Here is a 17,375-nt window from a genome sequence, read left to right on the forward strand (position 1 = left end):
GGCGGGAGCCGCGGATCCCGCCGAAGGCCTTGCGACGGCGGCACCTGACTGCGTACCGTGAATGCGTCGTCCACGCTCCGTTGCTCTCGCGTGCTGTCGCGAAAGCCGTGTGCCGCCGTGCGTGGGCGGGTAACGCCGTGTTTCCGCGCGAACGAGTGGGCCGTGCGCGGCGGGGTGGGCGCTTCATCCGGACTGTAGGGAGAACAGTCGTGCGAGGGTGGGCAAGAGTGGTCGCCGCGTGCTGCGCCGGCCTGGTCGCGAGCGTATCGGCGGCGTGTTCGAGTGTGGCGACGCCGGCGCAACCGGTGGCACAGACCGCGGCGCCGAGCGCGAGCGGAGATCTGGCCTGGCTGGTGGGCGCGTGGGACGGGACGATGGACTGCGCGGCGGGCGCGATCGGGCTACATCTCGACGCGGCGGCCGGACTGCACGGGACGGTGACGGTCAAGAGCACCGTCTACGCGACGTACGCGCTGCCGAAACTGGCCTTCGGCACCCTGAACATGGTCGCGGGCACCGGCGCGGCGGCCGACGGGCCGGGCGCGGTCACGATCACGCCCGGGGCCTGGAAGCCGGCGGCGAGCGGCTGGTCCGCGTTCACGCTGACCGGTACCGCGCCCGCGGCCGGGGCCTCGGCGTTCTCGGGCGAGGTGAGCGGCTCGGGCTCGCCCGACTGCTCCGACTTCAGCCTCCAGCGCGCGGCGGCCGCGGGCCCGAGCTGCGCGGCGCAGTCGATGATCCAGTTCCTCGAGGGCGGCGCGTGGCAGCACGTGTACATCGACACCGAGGACCACCCGACGGTCGGCTACGGATACAACCTGGACACCCCGGGCGCACGGGCCGAGCTGGCCAAGTACCAGGCGGACTACGACGCCGTACTCGCGGGCACGGCGGTGCTGACGCCGGACCAGATGACCTCGATCTTCAACGACTCCTACACCGCCGCACTGGCTTCGGCGCAGCGGTTCTATCCGGACTTCGCCCAGCTGGCCCCGGCCCGCCAGGACGCGCTGATCGACCTCGCCTACGGGCTGCCGAGCGGGATCAGCGACTGGAACGGGCTTCTCAGCGCACTGAACCAGGGCGACTTCACCCAGGCGGGCCTGGAATTCTATCTCTCCAAGCGGCACACCCAGATCCCGACACGCACCGCGGCCGACGCCTCGATGATGATCACCGGGCAGGTGCCGACGCAGCTGTGCAACGCCAAGGTCACCCCGACCACGCCGGAGTCCTGCCCCTCCGACGCGGCCGCGGCGAGCCCGCCGACCGGCTGGAGCGCGGTCGGGCCGGTCACCGTGACGCAGGGCGGGGACAGCGGCGCCTTCTGCATCACTTCCGCCACGACGTACTGGGCCGGGATCTACCTGGCCGCGCCGGGAGCGAACTACACCGTCACGGTCAGCGGCGCGTTGGAGAACCCGGTGTACGGCTGGGGCGTGGCGGCGCGCGCGACCGTGAGCGGGAACGGGACGTCGGTGACCGGCCACGCGATCCAGTACGACCCGGGCGTGGGCGGCTACCGCGACAACGACTATCCCGGCGACTCCGGCCCGGCCATCGGCGCGGCGACCGACAACGAGTGGCACACCCTGTCGATCACCGTCGACGGCAGCCACTACACCGAGAGCGTCGACGGCCGCCAGATCGCCGCCGGCACGCTGCCCCAGGCCGCCGAGGCCGCCGGCGGCGTCTTCATCCGCATCTGGAACGGCGCCGCCGTCGAACTGACCACGCCCGTGATCACGAAGCTCGGCTGAGCCCGGGCGGCAGGACATGCACGAGCTGGACGATCACGACACGAAAGGATGGACTCCGTGGCGGGCAAGGCAACCAACGTCAGCGTGACGCAGGACAGCGCGCGCGATCACTGGGGTGGGACAAGGGTCAGTTACCACGTCTCGTTCTATTCCGTTCCGGCGCAGGCCCAGTGCAGCTTCTCCCATTCCACGTACGGCGGCATCGGCGAGACCAACATCTTCGTCTCGATGAGCGGTCCCAAGGCCAAGACGATCACGCTGCGCACCTGGGACTCGCCGTTCAAGGTGGGCAAGGTGACCTGCCAGTTCCACCGGCCGGAATCCCGCAAGAAGAAGTGGTACCTGACCGTCGACGACGTGAGGATCGACCTCTGACCCGCCGCGCTCACGCCGCCTAACCCGCGTACGCCGTCTGCTGGAGGGAGTAGAGGTCCGCGTACGTCGCGGACTTCGCCAGCAGTTCTTCGTGGGAGCCGACTTCGACCAGGCGGCCCTTGTCGAGGACCAGGATGAGGTCGGCGCCCGCGACGGTGGAGAAGCGGTGGGAGACGATCACGGTGATGCCGCCGGGGGCGATGGCGCGGGCGCGTTCCATGTAGCGCTCGAAGATGGCGTGCTCGCTGGGGGCGTCGAGCGAGGCGGTCGGTTCGTCGAGCACGAACAGCAGCGGGGCCTCGCGCATGCAGGCGCGGGCCAGGGCGAGCTTCTGCCACTGGCCCTCGGACAGGTCGACACCGCCGAAGGGGCGGCCGAGCTGGGTGTCGACGCCGTCGGGCAGGCGGTCGACCAGGATCTGCGCGTCGGCGTTGGCCACGGCGGTGCCGAGCCGCTCGGGGTGGGCCAGGTCGCCCAGCGCGATGCCCTGCGCGAAGGTGCTGTGGTAGCGGCCGAAGTCCTGGAAGGCCGCGGCGGTGGCGGTGCGCCAGGAGCGGGTGTCGATGTCGGCCAGGTCGACGCCGTCGATCAGGATGCGGCCGGAGGTCGGGCGGTACATCTTCTCCAGCAGCTTCACGATCGTGGTCTTGCCCGAGCCGTACTCGCCGACGACGGCGACCACGCTGCCGGCCGGCAGGGTCACGTTCACCGCGTCCAGGGCGGGGCGGTCGCTGTTGCCGTAGGTGAAGGTGACGTCCTCGAAGGTGATGCCCCGGGTCAGCCCGGCCGGGGCCGGCCCGGCGGCCTTGGAGGTGTGTGCGGCCTCGTACTCGCGCAGCCAGCGGTAGGGCTCGAGCACGCGTCCGGCGCCGCCGGTGCTGGAGGAGGCGCGCACCGCGTTCTGCACGAGCGAGCGCAGCTGGGTGCCGACGGTGATGGTCAGCACGATGTCGCCGACGTGGGCCGAGTTGTGCGCGGCGTCGACCACCACGACGGCGAGTCCGGCGACGAAGCTGCCGACGAACACGCTCCACCCGAGGGCGTTGAGCAGCCCGGCGCGCAGGTTGGCCCGGCGCCAGATCAGCTCGCTGCGCTCGGCCGCCTCGCGCTGCAGCCGCACCAGGTGCGTGCTGGTGCCCGCGACGCGCACCTCCTTGCCGGTGGCGCCGCCGGTGAGGATCTCGAACAGCCGCCGCTGCAGCCGCCTGTCCTGGGACCGGGCGTGCTGGGCGTTCTGGATCAGGGTGCGGGCGCGCTGCTCGAAGTAGAGCGGGATGACGCCGGCGAGCAGGATGACGAGCAGCACCGGGCTGATGCTGCCGAGCAGGCCGAGCACCAGGAACAGCCGCACGACCAGGGCGGTGGCCTCCAGCGCGCCCCAGGCGGAGCGACCGATGGCCCAGGTCTGGTCGTAGAGCGCGGTGAGCTGGTCCAGGTACTCGGTCTGCTCGAGGTGTTCGATCCCTTCGATGCCCATCGCGGCCAGCTGGATCTGCCGGTCGTAGTGCTCGCGCGCGACGAGCTCGCACAGGTTGATCTGCAGCGCGCCGGTGATCTCGGTGAAGGTGATGGTCAGGGCGTAGCCGAGGGCCGCGCCGACGGCGCCGACCACGATCACGGTGCCGTCCGAGTCGATCGTGCCGGAGACCATCGCGCGCATGCACAGGCCGATCGCGGCCACGGCGAAGGTGTCGAGCGTCATGCAGACGCACACCGTCAGGAACAGCGGTCTGCTCCGGCGCCAGCACAGGCCGAAGATCTCCCGGAACAGCGTGGCGTTGCCGCGCAGGGTCCTGAGCGTCCTCACAGCAGTTCCCCCTCTTCGACGCGGTCGTCGTAGCCGCTCTGGAAGCGTTCGGCCTGGATGGTGAACATCGCGGCGTAGTCGCCGCCGAGTTCCATGAGCGCGTCGTGGTCGCCGGACTCGGCGATGCGCCCGTTCTCGAGCAGCACGATCCGGTCGGCCTGGCGCACGGTGGACAGCCGGTGCGAGATGAGGATGACGGTGGCCTCGCGGGCGAGCCGGGTGAGGCGTTCGAAGACCTCGAACTCGGTGCGCACGTCCAGGTGCGCGGTCGGCTCGTCCAGCACGAGGATCTTGGCCCCGTGCTTGATCGCGTAGATCGCCCGGGTGAGCACGACCTGCTGCCACTGCCCGCCGGACAGGTCCACCCCGCCCACGCGCTCCTTGGACAGCGGGGTGTCCCAGCCCTCGGGCAGGCGCGCGAGCACCTCGTCGAAGCCGGCTTCGCGGGCGGCGGCGTCGAGCGCGTCCTGGTCGATCTCGGCGCCGAGCGCGACGTTCTCGCGGGCGGAGAGCGGGTAGCGCACGAAGTCCTGGAAGACGACGGCCAGCTCCCGGCGCCAGGCCGCGTATCCGATCTCGGCGATGTCGCGGCCGTCGGCCCGGATGGTGCCCGCGGTGGGCTCGTACAGGCCCGCGAGCAGCTTCGTCAGGGTGGACTTGCCGGCGCCGTTCATCCCCACCAGCGCGACGAGTTCGCCGGGCCGGATCTCCAGGTCAAGACCCTTGAGGATCTCGCGTTCGGTGCCCGGGTAGTGGAAGCCGACGCCCTCGAAGGCGAGGGTCGGGGTACGGGTCAGGGCCGGGGTGTCGGACTCGGTGCGGCGCGGGTCGGTGAGCGCGGCGTCGAGTGCGTTGTAGGCCTGCATCACCGGGACCACGCCCTGCACGGCGACCGAGTCGAAGGTGTAGCCGACCGCCTGGAACACGGCCCACGCGGCGGTGAGCACGACGGTCTCGGTGGCGAGGCTGGTGCGCCCGTGCTCGGTCTGGATGCAGACCGCGAGGAACACGATCACCAGCGGCACGAACAGCAGCGCGCTCTGCAGCCACTTGGCCCGCGCGGCCCGGTAGTCGTCCTCCCAGACCGGGCGCATGTGGGTCAGGCCGTGGTTCTGGCCGGTGCTCGAGATCCAGTCGTCGATCCCGAAGACGCGGATCTCCTTGCCCTCGGCGGGCGCGAAGGCCAGCTTGCTCCAGTACTGGTAGCGCCGGTGGTCGCCGATCCCGCGGGCCCAGATCCGGAAGTGGTTGAGCCACTGGCGCAGGGCCAGGTAGCGGAACGCGAAGGCGGGCAGGACCAGCAAGGGCACCAGCCACCAGGAGAAGCGCACCAGCACGAGCGCGGAGGAGACGAGGCCGACGTAGCGCACGATCAGCAGCAGCTGGGCGGTCGAGCCCTGGCCGGGCGTCTTCTCGATCCAGGTGCTCGGCTCGGCGTTCGCGGTGGCGATCAGGTCCTGCACGGCGGGCTGTTCGAGCACGGTGATGGTCTCGGAGCGCGAGGCGAGGTCGGCCAGCCGTTCCCGGTACGCGACGTCGATCCGGCTCTGCACCACGAGCGTGGTGGGCAGCTGGATCGCGGAGAGGATCTGGGCCACGATCAGCGTCGCCGCAAGCAGCACCAACGGCGTGACCACGCGCGAGACGCCGGCGTTCGCGGTGGTGCCGACGCTGTTGACGACGGCGGCGGTGGCCAGGGCGGTGAGCGCGGGCAGCACCACCTGGACCAGCTGGATCACGCTGAAGAGCACCGTGGCGGGCAATCCGCCGTCGCGCAGCAGCCCGAGCAGTTGCCTGCGTATGCGCAGCATCGCGCGACGTTCGTCTGACAAGGCCAAGACGGGGGCCTCACTCTCCGGTTCGCATCCTCATCGAAGCGCTTCGACGCTTTCAGGCTCGGGCTGGCCTGTCAATTCTTTATTCTGATCTCGACGCTGGGCTGCGCCTGGGGATTTGCAGGCGACTCGGAGTCGAAGCGCTTCGACACGCCTTCGACTCCCCCGCGACTCCCTGCGACCCCCTGTGACGCCGCGCGCGGGCCGGTCAGCTCATCAGCAGGTGCACGGCGAGCAGCGCGATGACCGCGTTGCCGACGAGTGCGGAGCCGAGCCGGCCGCGAGCGCCGGTCAGCACGTGGCCGAGGGCGGCGCCGCCGAGGGCGAGCACGGACTGCCAGCAGGCCGAGGCGGCGAAGGTGGCGAGAACGAACACCGCGCCGTCCGCGACACTCCAGGAGTGGCCGTTGTGCAGGCCCAGGACCAGCACGGAGAAGTAGATGATCGTCAGAGGGTTGAGAATAGTGAGGCCGAGCACCTGGAAGTAGGCGCCGAGCGGGCGCCGGACCCTGAGGTCCGGTGCGTTCGCCTCGGCCGGAGCGGAGTCGGATGCGGGGGCTGCGGATGCGGCTGCGGCTCGGGCTGCGGCGCGGCGGGCGCGCAGGGCGGAGACGACGCCTCTGGCCGCGATGAGGATCAGCACGGCGGACGCGATGTCGCGCATCGGCTCGGCGATCGGGCGCAGCAGGGCCGCGACGCCGGCGCCCGCGGTGGCGGCGGTCAGGGCGTAGAGGGCGTCCGCGGTGGCGGTGCCAAGGCCCGCGGCCAGTCCGGTGCGCAGCGAATGGTGCGCCGAGAGCGTCATGATCAGCACCGTGATGGCGCCGACCTGGACGGCGATGCCGAAGCCCGCGAGCAGCCCGGCCACCAGGATTCCGGTCATGTTCCCTCCCCCGCGACGGTCGTGGCACCCGTGAGCGCACCGGTCACGGCGCACGAGGCCGGCGCCGCCGTCCAGCAGCTTAGGGAGCGGATCCGGCGACGCGCACGGCGTTTTCCCCCAGGCCGGGCGCGGGCCGTCTCATCCGGCGAGGCGAAGCCCGAGGCGCCCGGGCCCGGCCGGTACCATCGGGTCCTGCGCCCGTCCGGGGCTTCCATATCCGTACACTGATGAGGGAACCGTCGCTTTGTCTGGAATCACGCCGCACGCCGCCGCCCGGGTCGAGTCCGACGGCCGCGAGCGACAGCGTGACCAGGCCGACCCGACGCGCTGGACGGCCGCGCGGACCGCGCAGGCGATCGCCGCGGGCGAGGTCTCGGCGCTGGAGGTGACCGACGCGGCGCTGGCGCGGATCGCGGCCACGGACGAGCGGGTGCACGCCTTCCTGCACGTGGACGCCGAGGGCGCGCGGGCCGCGGCCCGGGCCGTGGACGCCAAGCGGGCCGCCGGGGCACGGCTCGGACCGCTGGCCGGAGTGCCGCTCGGCCTCAAGGACGTCTTCACCACCCGGGGCGTGCCGACCACCTGCGGCTCCAAGATCCTCGAGGGCTGGCTTCCCCCGTACGACGCCACCGTCACCCGGCGGCTGCGCGAAGCCGACGTGGTGATCCTGGGCAAGACCAACATGGACGAGTTCGCCATGGGCTCGTCCACCGAGAACTCCGCGTACGGCCCGACCCGCAATCCCTGGGACCTGACCCGGATCCCGGGCGGCTCCGGCGGCGGTTCGGCCGCGGCGCTGGCCGCGTTCCAGGCGCCGCTGGCGATGGGCACCGACACCGGCGGCTCGATCCGGCTGCCGGCCGCGCTCACCGGCACGGTCGGGCTCAAGCCGAGCTACGGCCGGGTCTCCCGGTACGGCCTGGTGGCCTACTCCTCCTCGCTCGACCAGGGCGGTCCGTGCGCGCGCACGGTGCTCGACGCCGCGCTCCTCTACGAGGCGATCGCCGGGCACGACCCGCTGGACTCCACCTCGATCGACGCTCCGGTGGACTCGGCGGTGGCGGCGGTGCGCGGCGCGGACGTGCGCGGGCTGCGCGTGGGCGTGCTGCGGGAGCTGTCCGGCGAGGGTTATCAGGACGGGGTGACGCAGCGCTTCCACGAGTCGGTGGAATTGCTCGGCAAGCTCGGCGCCGAGGTGGTGGAGGTCTCCTGCCCCTCGTTCCCGTACGCGCTGTCCGCGTACTACCTCATCGCGACCAGCGAGGCCTCCTCGAACCTGGCCCGGTTCGACGCGGTGCGCTACGGCCTGCGGGTGCCCGCGGACCCGGACGCCTCCCTCGAGGACGTCAGCGCCCTGACGCGAGCGGCCGGGTTCGGCCCCGAGGTCAAGCGCCGGATCATGCTGGGCACCTACGCCCTGTCCACCGGCTACTACGACGCCTACTACGGCTCGGCGCAGAAGGTGCGCACGCTGGTGCTGCGGGACTTCGCCGCGGTGTTCCAGCACGTGGACGTGCTGGTCTCGCCGACCACCCCGACCACCGCGTTCCCGATCGGCGAGCGGGTGGACGACCCGGTGGCGATGTACCTGGCCGACCTGTGCACGATCGTGTCCAACCTGGCCGGGAACACGGCCATGTCCGTACCCTGCGGTCTGGCCCCGGAGGACGGCCTGCCGGTCGGGCTGCAGATCATGGCCCCCGCGCTGGCCGAGGACCGGCTCTTCCGGGTCGGCGCGGCGCTGGAGTCGGCGCTGCACCAGGCCTGGGGCGGCGCACTGCTGGACGAGGTTCCCGCACTCTGAGGGCGCTCTGGTCGCTGAGGCCGCCGAGAGCGCTGCGGGCGCCGAGGTCGCTGAGGCCGCCGAGGACGCTGCGGGCGCGGGCGGCCGGACGGTCCGGCGATCGCGGAGCGTGGCCGTCACGATAGCGTGGCGGTGCGGTACCCGATCTCCCGCGGAAAGGCCTGGATCGTGACCCTCGTGATCGCGCATGTCAGCGACGTCCACATCGACCTCGTCGGGCAGCACACGCCCGAGGGGGTGCGCAGTGTGCGGCGGACCCGCGCGGTGATGGACTATCTCGACCAGCTGCCGTACGACCTCGACGCGGTGCTGGTCACCGGCGACATCGCGGACCACGGCGAGCCGGCCGAGTACGCCTCGGCCCGCGAGGTGCTCACCTCCCGGCACCCGACCCTGATATGCCCGGGCAACCACGACGAGCGCGCCGCGTTCCGCAGCCATCTGCTGCAGTCCACCGTGGACGGGTCCTCGCAGGTGGCGCCGATCAACCAGGTGCTGCGTCTGGAGCACTGCGTCATCGCGGCCTGCGACTCCTCGGTGCCGGGCAAGGGCGAGGGCTATCTGGACGCCGAGACCCTGGACTGGCTCGAGAGCGTGCTGGACCACACCGAGCCGGACGTGCCGGTACTGGTCGCCTTCCACCACCCGCCGGAGCGGCTGCACATCCCGTTCATCGACGAGATCCGGCAGTTCGGCGCCGAGCGGCTGGCCGCGATCGGGCGGCAGTACCCGAACATCGCCGGATACCTCTGCGGCCACGCCCACACCGCCGCCGCCACCGTCTTCGCCGACCGCCCCCTGCTGGTCGCACCCGGCGTCGTCTCCACCCTGCGGCTCCCCTGGGAGAAGCGCGCCGACGCCCAAGACCACGTCGACCGCGACCTGCCGCCCGCGCTCGCCTTCCACGTACTCGAAGACGACGGACGGCTGACCACGCACTTCCGCACCGTCATGCTCTGAAGCCCAGCGGGCGCGACCCGCGCGGCCGGACCGGCGCAGCCGACGACGCAGAACGACCGGGTTCTGTCCGGCCGATTCTGCGGATCGAGATCTCGCTTGGAGGCATCGCCAAGACAGGCAACGATGTCCGTCATGGACCTTGAGCTGATCAGCTTTCTCAGGGCTAGGTTGGATGCGGACGAACACAACGTGGTCGCCGTTCAAGCCCTCGCCCCGACCGGCGTGGACGTGCTTTTGGACAGCACTGTGCCCATGCTCGACGGGATGCGGGCGGTGGTGGAGGCGTATGCCAGGGCCGTGGGCAGAGAGTCAGGCGGCGTGGATGGTCACGACGTCTTCACGCTCGGACGGGCTGCCGGTCTCGAGGAAGCGGTGCGGCACTTGGCATCGATCTACCACGGCGAGCCGGGTTTCCAGGCCCGGTGGCGGCCCGGTCAGAGGCCCGAGGGCTCAGGCACGTAGCCAGATGCAGACGGCCGCGACCGTGGCGGTGCCGTGGAAGACGCGATGCAGAATCCCGTTGCTGATCTGCCGGTGTTCGCGCCACAAGACGGTCGGCCGGGCGCGGCCTGGTCAGTCCGCGGTGGCAGGCTCGGTCTCGGCCTCGATCTCGGGCTCGGCGTCGACGGTCCCGGCCTCGGCGCCGCCGCCGGTCGCCTCCCGCAGCCAGCGGGCGTAGGCCGCGGGCGTGTGCGTCACCGGCAGCGCCACAATCTCCGGGTTCTGCCACGGATGGGCGTCGAGCAGGTGCCGCTCGAGCGCCGGGTAGGCCTGGACGGTGCTGGCGAGTACGACCTGGAACTCCGAGCCCTCGCCCACCTCGCCGAGGTGGCGGAAGACGGCGAAGACCGGCCCCAGGACCTGGGCGTTTCCGGCGAGGCCGGCGGCCACGGCGGAGCGGGCGAGGTCCTGGGCCGAGGCCAGGTCGGGGGCTGAGGTGAGCACGCGGAGCAGATCGTCGGCCACCTGCGCAGCCTACCGCGCGCCGCCCCAGCCGTCCGGCTCGTGGCCGTCCGGGCCGCCGCGCTCCGCCGTCAGTTCGTCGTACCGGTCCTCGCCGGTGAGTTCGGCGAGGTAGGCGTCCAGCTCGACGTGCTCGCGCTCCCGGCCGTAGGGCACCACCTGCCGGGTGCGGGCGAGGAAGACCTCGAACTCCTCCAGGCTTCCGCGCAGCACGCAGTGGGCGTCGGGATTGCACAGCAGGATGTAGACCTGGTCCGGGCCGGTGGCCATCCCGTTGCACACCAGCACGCTGCCGGCCCCGGCGCGCCCGCGCACGCCGGCCTCCAGCGTCTCGCGGGCGAAGCGCCACACGACCGGGGGCTGACCGTCGGCGTGGCAGTCGAGGCGCACCGCGAAGGGGTCGTCGCGGTCATAGCGCAGCACGCCGAGCACCTCGGCGTCACCCGACTCCGAGGTCAGGACCGCCAGATCGAGGAAGATTCCACACGACAGGCCGGTGGCCCAGCCACCGGCACTCCTTCGCACCGCCATCGCGCACCGACCTCACTGTGTATGGGTGTTCTCCGGCGCTTCGGCGCGCCCTGATGCCGTTTCCAACCTGTCCCAGCCCTCTTCGACGGTGGCGAAGGCGGGCAGATGAGTCGCCAATCCCGTCACGCGCAGCGTTTTCAGCAGAAACTCCGGCACCCCGACGAGCGCGACGCCGCCGCCGGCCGCCCGGGCGCGTTTGAGCGCGCCGACGAACACGCCGAGCGCGGAGCTGTCGGCGAACGTGAGCGCCTCGAGCAGGAACAGCACGCTGCCCCGGTCCGCCTCGCGCTGCGCCTCGCCGAGGGCCGCGCCCAGGTCGGCGGCCGAGTAGATGTCGAGCTCGCCGCCCAGCCGGGCCGCGACCAGGCCCCGTTCCAGCCAGATCTCGGCCGACAGCAGGCTGCTCGGAAACCGCCGGCTGTAGCCGGGGCGCGCCCGAGCGCCGCCCGGGGACGGTTCGGTCATCGACGATTCCTCCTGCCTCGCGCCACGGCGTCTGGGCCCGCCGACTGCTATTGAAGCGCGCGCGGGTCCCGGTCGCCGTGACGATGCGGGCGTCATTTCGACGTCATTGCGCCCGCATTCGCCGCCGTATTCGCCCGACCTGCCCTGTCGCGCGGACTGCATGCACTATCGTTACTCTCTGTGCCTGAACGTGAGGACCGTTCGCCGAACAGGACTCTGCGAGGCATTCGCCTGGCCCTGAATCTCTCCCAGGACGAGTTCGCGGCCCGGCTGCGCGGGGCGGGCGAACGGCTCGGCGAGCCGAACGACGCGACCAAGCGGCTGGTGCAGCGCTGGGAGTCGGGCGCGTCCCGCTCGGCCCGGCCGGTGTATCGCAGGGCTCTGGAACTCGTCACGTCCTGCCCGTACCGGGAGCTCGGCTTCCAGCGCCCCACGGACACCGCACCCGAGGCACGGCCGCTCGAGGCCGCCGGGGCGGGCGACGCGGCGGCGGGGCAGTCCCGGCCGATCCGGCTCATCGCCCCAGGACGCGTCGCGGCCTCGGACGTGGAGCTGCTGCGGGCGCGCACGGCCCGGCACCGCAGGCTCGACGACTACCTCGGCGGCGCCGACACCTACCAGCTCTACGCGCTCGACCTGGAGGAGACCAGGACGCTGATCCGCGCGGCGAGCTACACCGCGGCGACCGGGCGGCTGCTCGCCGCGCTCTACGCCGAGCAGGCGCAGCAGGCGGGCTGGGCGGCGTTCGACGCGGGGATGCACGAGCGGGCCGAGCAGCTGTACCTGGCCTCGCACGAGGCGGCACGCAGCGCGGGCGACGCGGCGCTGGCGGGCAACGCGTTCGCCCTGCTCGGCTACCAGCAGAACCAGATCGGCCAGGAGTCGGTGGCCACCGCGGCCGAGGCGTACCGGGAGGCCGGGGACCGGGCGCCGTCCGGCGCGCGGGTGCTGTTCGCGCAGCGGCTGGCCTGGGCGCACGCGGTGGCCGGGCAGGTCGGCGCGACCCAGACGGCGCTGGAGATCGCCGCGCGGCACCTGCGCGAACCGGACGGCCGTCCGCTGCCGGACTGGGCCGTGTGGGCGGACGAGCGCGAGCAGCGGATCATCGAGGGCCGCAGCTGGGCGGTGCTGCGCCGGCCGCTGCGGGCGGTGCCGATCCTGGAGTCGGTACTGGCCGAGTACGAAGACTTCCACGCCCGGGACAAGTCGCTCTACCTGATGTGGCTGGCCGGGGCGTACGTCGACGCCGGCGAGGTGGAGGCGGCGGCACTGACCACGGGCCGGGCGCTGGACCTGGCCGAGCACGTCGCCTCCGCCCGCCCCGTCCGCCTGGCCGGCACCGTGCTGCGCCAACTGCACCCGCACAGCGCGGTGCCCGCCGTCCGGGAGCTGCTCGAGCGCGCCGCCGAGGCGTGAGCCGCCGCGGACCGGCCCGGGAATCGGGACTTCCGCTGCGTGTCTGACGTGCTTTCAGGGCATACTTGGCGAGGCGGGACGCCGGATGAGGATGCTCGGGCCGAGGGGTGGGACTGCGCAGGTATGGACGATATCGCCGTGCGGTTGGAACTAAACGACGCCGCGTTGGCGCCGCAACGGCTCGAGGACGCCGTCGCGCCGCTGACCGAGGACCTGCGCCGGCTCGGCACGCTCGCGCCGGCGGGCACGTCTGCCGCGGCGGGCGCGCAGCCGGGCGCGAAGGGGGACCCGGCGACGACCGGGGAGGTCGTGCTCGCGCTGATCAGCTCGCCGGTGCTGGTGGCGCTGCTCGGCGTGGTGCGGGAGTGGGTGGGCGGCTCGCGGCACCGTTCGGTCAAGCTGACCTCGCCTGCCGGGACTCTGGAGATCGACCGGGCCACCTGGGAGCAGCAGCAGGGTTTGATCGAGCACTGGATCGCCGTGTCACAGCGGGCTGAGTCGCGGCTGGACTCGCGGGAAGCCGGGTCACCGGGAGCCGTCTCGCAGGGAGCTGATGGACGCGGCGGCCCGGCGGCCGGGGAGTTCGCGGGCGCCCTGGGCGCCGCGGACGGCGACAGCCCGGCCGCGTGAGCGCCGACCAGAGCTCGTGGCGGGCGCCGCAGCGGCACGCGCTACTCGTGGCCACCGACGAGTACGACGACGCCGACTGGGCCCAGCTGCGCTCCCCCGCCGCCGACGCCGAGGGGCTCGCGGCGGCGCTGGCGGACCCCTCGATCGGCGACTTCGCGGTCACCACGGTACTCAACGCCCCGTACTCGACGATCCGCACCTCGCTCGAGGAGTTTCTCAGCGACCGCACCCGCGACGACTTCCTGCTGCTGTACTTCTCCTGCCACGGCTACCGCGAGGACGGCGAGTTCTACTTCGCCGCCCGCGACACGCTCAAGCGGCGGTTGCAGGCCACCGGCGTCGACGGCGGGTTCGTGCACCGGCTGCTGAAGAAGTCGGCGGCCGACCGGGTCGTGGTCGTGCTCGACTGCTGCTACAGCGGCGCGTTCCCGAAGGGCGCCAAGGGCACGACGCTGACCACCGACCTGGGCCACCTGGCCGAGATCGTCTCCGGCACCGGCCGCGCGATCATCACCGCGTCCGGGTCGATCGAGAGCGCGTACGAGGACACCGACACGCTGACCGGCTCGGACCCGGTGCCCTCGATCTTCACCGAGGCGCTCATCCACGGGCTGCGTTCGGGACTGGCCGACCTCGACGGCGACGGCCACGTGGCCGTGAACGAGTGGTTCGAGTACGCCACCGCACGGCTGCTCAGGCGCGGCGCCGTCCAAACGCCGCACATGTGGAACGCCGACGTCGTCGGCCGCCTCTTCGTCGCGCGCAACCCGTTCTTCCGCGCCCCGCTGCCCGCGATACCGGCCGCGGCCGCGCCGGTCCTCGGCGGCGGGGAGGGCAACGGCGTGCTGGGCCGACTGGCCACGTTCGGACAGGTGTTGCCCGGCGGCAAGGCCCTGACCCAGGCGGTAATCGGCCTGGTCTACCAGGTGCGCACGGTGCTGATGGCGGCTCGGCTGCCCTCGGCATGGTGGGCGCTGCTCGGTTCGCTGCAGGAGCTCGCGGACGACCACGACGCCGACCGCGCGGTGAGCCAGCTGTTCGCCGCGTTGCGCCGGTTGGAGCAGGACCCGACGGCGGTGTACGCGGTCTCCGACGCGCTCGAGACCCTCGAGGCACTCGTGCGCGACCCCGGCTTCGCCGGCGCCCTCGGCCAGCTGGTCCGGGCGCTGGAGATCGCCGTCAACACCGGCTCCGACCTGCTCAAGCGCGTCGCGACGCCCGAGCTCTACCGGCGCAGCTACGGCCTGGCGCACGAGTTCGCGACCCGGTTCCTGGTCGAGCCGGACCCTCCGGCGCCGCCGGAGTCGGCCCCGGGCGTATACGTCGCGCCTGCGCCCTGGTATTCGCCTTCCCCTCCGCACAGCGATGACGCGATCGCCGCCCTGTACCGGTTCGCCCACGCCGTGCGCGGGTTCGCCGGGCACGAAGCGCTGCGCGAGGCGATCAGTGCGTTTGCGGCGTCCCTCGCCCCGCGTCGGCCTATGCTCAGCGCGTCCTCGGCCCAGGCCGAGCGGCTGGCCGACCAGGTGCTGGAACTCACGCTCAGCACGCGACGCTGGGTGGAGGGTCCCGGTGCGGCCTTCATCCGGGACGCCGTCATCGGATTCTGCGACGATCTCTCCAAGAGCATCCGCGACGCCCGGAAGAACGGCACCCACGCCACCGAGCTCGACAGCTTCCTGAACGAGGCCACCGAATTCCTCACCGACGCGGCCGAGGCGCTCACGGGCCCGGACCCGATCTCCGCGGTCACGTCCCTCACCGAGAGCCTGCGCGACGACCCGATCAGCGAGTCGGACTACCAGGAGATGTTCTCCGACCTCGCCGACCTGGTCGGTCAGTGGATCGAGGCGATCGACGAACTCACCGCGCCCGAAGAGTAACCCTGGGGCCATCCTTCGGGCGCGGCAAGGCCCTACAGGCTCGGGAACGCGGGGAACGTGCAGCTCGGCACGCTGCCCGTGGCCACCGGGGCGGAGAGCTTGGCCAGCGTGACGCCGGTGCCGGAGGACGGCTGCAGGTTCGAGTCGTACTCCGCGACGTTCGCGTACTCGGCCGTGTATGACGTGTTGTCGAGATTCACGTACTGCAGCGTGAGTCCGGTGATGTGCGAGGAGTCGTAGCCCTCGATCGTGGAGGTGGCGCCGGAGACGGAGTTCACCGAGGTGAGCCCGTCCACCAGGACGCCGGTGAACTCGGGGATGTCGCTGGTGCTGCTGGAGGAGTCGTAGCGCGGGTTGAGCTCCACCAGGTTCTCGATGCCGCTCAGGCACGTGTCGATGTACGTCACGTCCGAGACCGTGCCGCCCTTGCTCGGGTAGCTCTTGATCCGGATGCCGTTGTTGAGCGTGCTGACGTTGCCGGAGCTGTCCGTGCCCTGAACCGTGTTGTCCTCCACCAGCACGTTGGAGACCCCGTCGTTCGTCTCGCTGCCGACCGAGATGCCGTGGGTGCCGTAGAAGTGGTTGTTCACGATGGTGATGTCGCTGGACGCGCCGCTGCCGCCCTTGATCGCGATGCCGTCGTCGCCGTCCTGGATGTAGGAGTCCTCGATGGTGACGTTGCTCGCGGCGTCCGGGTCGATCCCGTCGGTGTTGCGCGCGGTGGCGGGCGTCTTGATCCGCACGCCCCAGGCGGTGAAGCCGCTGCCCTTCTCGTACGTGACGTGGAAGAACGCGGCGTTGACCAGGTTGATGTCGTAGAGCACGGCGTTGTTCGCGTCCTCGAAGACGATCAGCCGCGGGTTGTTCTGCTTCTCGCTCTCGTTGCCGGCCGTCGTGCCCAGCTGCCACCACGTGGTGGTGGTGCCGTAGATGTCCAGGTCGCCGCGGCCGTCGATGGTGCCCTGCGCACCGCTGGAGCCGCGGATGCCCTCGATGCCGGAGTTGGCGCCGGAGACCTTGATGAACGGGTTGCAGCCGCTGTCGCTGCTGCCGATCGTGCCGCACACGTCCGAGGAACTGGACTGGTACTGCGAGGCGACGGTGGTGGCGTACAGGGTCGCGTTGTCGTTGATCACCAGGTAGACGCCGGTGGGGACGGTCAGCGGCGCCGAGAGGAACGCGTTGTCGCTGCCGCTGCCGGTCAGCTCCACCGCCTCGTCCGTGCCCTTGCACGCGGTGAGCGCGGCCTGGATCCGGGAGGTGTCCGGCGGGCTGGCCTCCTGGCTGCTGGTGAACTGCTCGTTGCTCGTGGCCAGCGTCGCCGTCAGCGTCTGGCAGACCGCAGGAATCGTCGGCTCGGTCACCGTGCGGCTGTCGCCCGTGGCGATCGTGGTGCCGCCGGAACTGGACGTCGGAGACGCCGACGCGCTGGCCGACGCGGACGCGCTCGCCGAGGCAGACGCTGACGCCGACTTGCTCGGCGATGCCGATGCCGAGGCGGACGCCGATGCCGAGGTCGTCGGCACCGTCCCGCCCGCGGTCAGATTCCACGACTTGGTGCTGGTGGAATCGCAACTGTTCTGCACGACGAGGGTGCCCGCCGTGGTCGCGTTCTCACTGGCGTTGACACACTTACTGCTGTTGACATTCACGATCTGGTACGTGCTCGTACCCGCGGCCAGCGTCCACTCCTGGCTGGTGGCGCCGCTACAGGTCTCCTGCTCCACGGCCTTGCCCGCGGACGTGGACGCCCCCGCGATACCGAGGCAGAGCTTGGAGGACGCCGAGGTGATGGTGTATCCGGTGGTCGCGGTGGCCAGGGTCCAGGTCTGGTTGCTCGCTCCGGTGCAGGTCTGGAGGTCGAGTTGGGTGCCGGTGGCGGTGCTGGAGCCGGGCAGGTCCAGGCACAGGCCGGAGGCGGCATTGGAGACGGTGTAGCTCCCGGCGTCCGCGGCCGCGTTGGCCGCGGACGGGGACAGGACCACCGCCAGCATGCCCACGAGCAGCGCCGCGACCGCCGCCGCCAACACCGCCGGCCCACGACGCGCCGGACCGGCCCGACG

15 protein-coding genes are annotated in these 17,375 nt (G+C 71.7%); 8 read left to right on the plus strand and 7 right to left on the minus strand.

The genetic code is table 11. The features are described 5' to 3' along the window. The first annotated feature begins 305 nt into the window (after positions 1-305). Positions 306-1,760 carry a hypothetical protein gene (locus KDL01_RS28535; RefSeq protein WP_212531727.1) on the plus strand — a complete coding sequence of 485 codons (1,455 nt, stop codon included), beginning with the start codon at positions 306-308 and terminating at the stop codon, positions 1,758-1,760. A 57-nt stretch (positions 1,761-1,817) separates the two neighbouring features. Further along, entirely contained in the window at positions 1,818-2,135 is a 318-nt protein-coding gene (locus tag KDL01_RS28540; protein WP_212531728.1) for a hypothetical protein, read from the plus strand. A gap of 19 nt (positions 2,136-2,154) precedes the next feature. On the opposite strand, the gene KDL01_RS28545 is transcribed toward KDL01_RS28540, so the two are convergent. From KDL01_RS28545 to KDL01_RS28555, 3 genes are all read right to left on the minus strand, one after another. After that, complete coding sequence (locus tag KDL01_RS28545) at positions 2,155-3,942, minus strand: ABC transporter ATP-binding protein (protein WP_212531729.1); 1,788 nt, start codon at positions 3,940-3,942, stop codon at positions 2,155-2,157. Further along, a complete protein-coding gene (locus KDL01_RS28550) occupies positions 3,939-5,774 on the minus strand; it encodes an ABC transporter ATP-binding protein (protein WP_212531730.1) in 1,836 nt (611 codons plus the stop codon). Before KDL01_RS28550 ends, KDL01_RS28545 begins: the two co-directional genes overlap by 4 nt. A gap of 211 nt (positions 5,775-5,985) precedes the next feature. Continuing rightward, entirely contained in the window at positions 5,986-6,660 is a 675-nt protein-coding gene (locus tag KDL01_RS28555; RefSeq protein WP_212531731.1) for a LysE family transporter, read from the minus strand. Positions 6,661-7,015: 355 nt separating this feature from the next. On the opposite strand from KDL01_RS28555, the gene gatA reads away from it, so the two are divergent. From gatA to KDL01_RS28570, 3 genes are all read left to right on the plus strand, one after another. Next, entirely contained in the window at positions 7,016-8,464 is a 1,449-nt protein-coding gene (gatA, locus tag KDL01_RS28560; protein WP_212531741.1) for an Asp-tRNA(Asn)/Glu-tRNA(Gln) amidotransferase subunit GatA, read from the plus strand. A gap of 168 nt (positions 8,465-8,632) precedes the next feature. Next, positions 8,633-9,424 (plus strand): metallophosphoesterase, encoded by a 792-nt coding sequence (locus KDL01_RS28565; protein WP_212531732.1) that lies wholly within the window; start codon positions 8,633-8,635, stop codon positions 9,422-9,424. A 132-nt stretch (positions 9,425-9,556) separates the two neighbouring features. After that, entirely contained in the window at positions 9,557-9,886 is a 330-nt protein-coding gene (locus KDL01_RS28570) for a DUF6221 family protein (protein ID WP_212531733.1), read from the plus strand. Positions 9,887-9,997: 111 nt separating this feature from the next. On the opposite strand, the gene cutA is transcribed toward KDL01_RS28570, so the two are convergent. From cutA to KDL01_RS28585, 3 genes are read right to left on the minus strand one after another with little or no spacing between them, the layout of a single operon-like run. After that, positions 9,998-10,390 (minus strand): divalent-cation tolerance protein CutA, encoded by a 393-nt coding sequence (gene cutA, locus KDL01_RS28575; protein WP_212531734.1) that lies wholly within the window; start codon positions 10,388-10,390, stop codon positions 9,998-10,000. A gap of 9 nt (positions 10,391-10,399) precedes the next feature. Further along, the gene (locus KDL01_RS28580) at positions 10,400-10,918 is read right to left on the minus strand and encodes an SsgA family sporulation/cell division regulator (RefSeq protein WP_212531735.1); all 519 of its coding nucleotides are present in this window, start codon (positions 10,916-10,918) and stop codon (positions 10,400-10,402) included. 12 nt (positions 10,919-10,930) lie between these two features. Further along, complete coding sequence (locus tag KDL01_RS28585; RefSeq protein WP_212531736.1) at positions 10,931-11,383, minus strand: STAS domain-containing protein; 453 nt, start codon at positions 11,381-11,383, stop codon at positions 10,931-10,933. 180 nt (positions 11,384-11,563) lie between these two features. On the opposite strand from KDL01_RS28585, the gene KDL01_RS28590 reads away from it, so the two are divergent. The 3 genes from KDL01_RS28590 to KDL01_RS28600 all read left to right on the plus strand — a co-directional run bounded on the left by KDL01_RS28590 (position 11,564) and on the right by KDL01_RS28600 (position 15,312). After that, positions 11,564-12,799: an NsdA family TPR-like regulatory protein gene (locus KDL01_RS28590; RefSeq protein WP_212531737.1), complete on the plus strand. Its 1,236-nt coding sequence runs from the start codon at positions 11,564-11,566 to the stop codon at positions 12,797-12,799. 138 nt (positions 12,800-12,937) lie between these two features. Further along, positions 12,938-13,429 (plus strand): hypothetical protein, encoded by a 492-nt coding sequence (locus KDL01_RS28595; protein WP_212531738.1) that lies wholly within the window; start codon positions 12,938-12,940, stop codon positions 13,427-13,429. Further along, complete coding sequence (locus KDL01_RS28600) at positions 13,426-15,312, plus strand: caspase, EACC1-associated type (protein WP_212531739.1); 1,887 nt, start codon at positions 13,426-13,428, stop codon at positions 15,310-15,312. The genes KDL01_RS28595 and KDL01_RS28600 overlap by 4 nt, the downstream gene beginning before the upstream one ends. Positions 15,313-15,344: 32 nt before the next feature. Here KDL01_RS28600 and KDL01_RS28605 read toward each other — a convergent pair. Beyond that, a partial coding sequence (locus KDL01_RS28605; RefSeq protein WP_212531740.1) for a glycosyl hydrolase family 28 protein occupies positions 15,345-17,375 on the minus strand: 2,031 nt, incomplete at its 5' end.

Source organism: Actinospica durhamensis (assembly GCF_018139695.1).
GTDB classification, from domain to species: domain Bacteria; phylum Actinomycetota; class Actinomycetes; order Streptomycetales; family Catenulisporaceae; genus Actinospica; species Actinospica durhamensis.

Bases quoted from the DNA above. Each gene is read 5' to 3' on its own strand.
- KDL01_RS28555 (WP_212531731.1), bottom strand. From the start codon at position 6,660: ATGACCGGAATCCTGGTGGCCGGGCTGCTCGCGGGCTTCGGCATCGCC.
- KDL01_RS28570 (WP_212531733.1), top strand. From the start codon at position 9,557: ATGGACCTTGAGCTGATCAGCTTTCTCAGGGCTAGGTTGGATGCGGAC.
- KDL01_RS28580 (WP_212531735.1), bottom strand. From the start codon at position 10,918: ATGGCGGTGCGAAGGAGTGCCGGTGGCTGGGCCACCGGCCTGTCGTGT.
- KDL01_RS28585 (WP_212531736.1), bottom strand. From the start codon at position 11,383: ATGACCGAACCGTCCCCGGGCGGCGCTCGGGCGCGCCCCGGCTACAGC.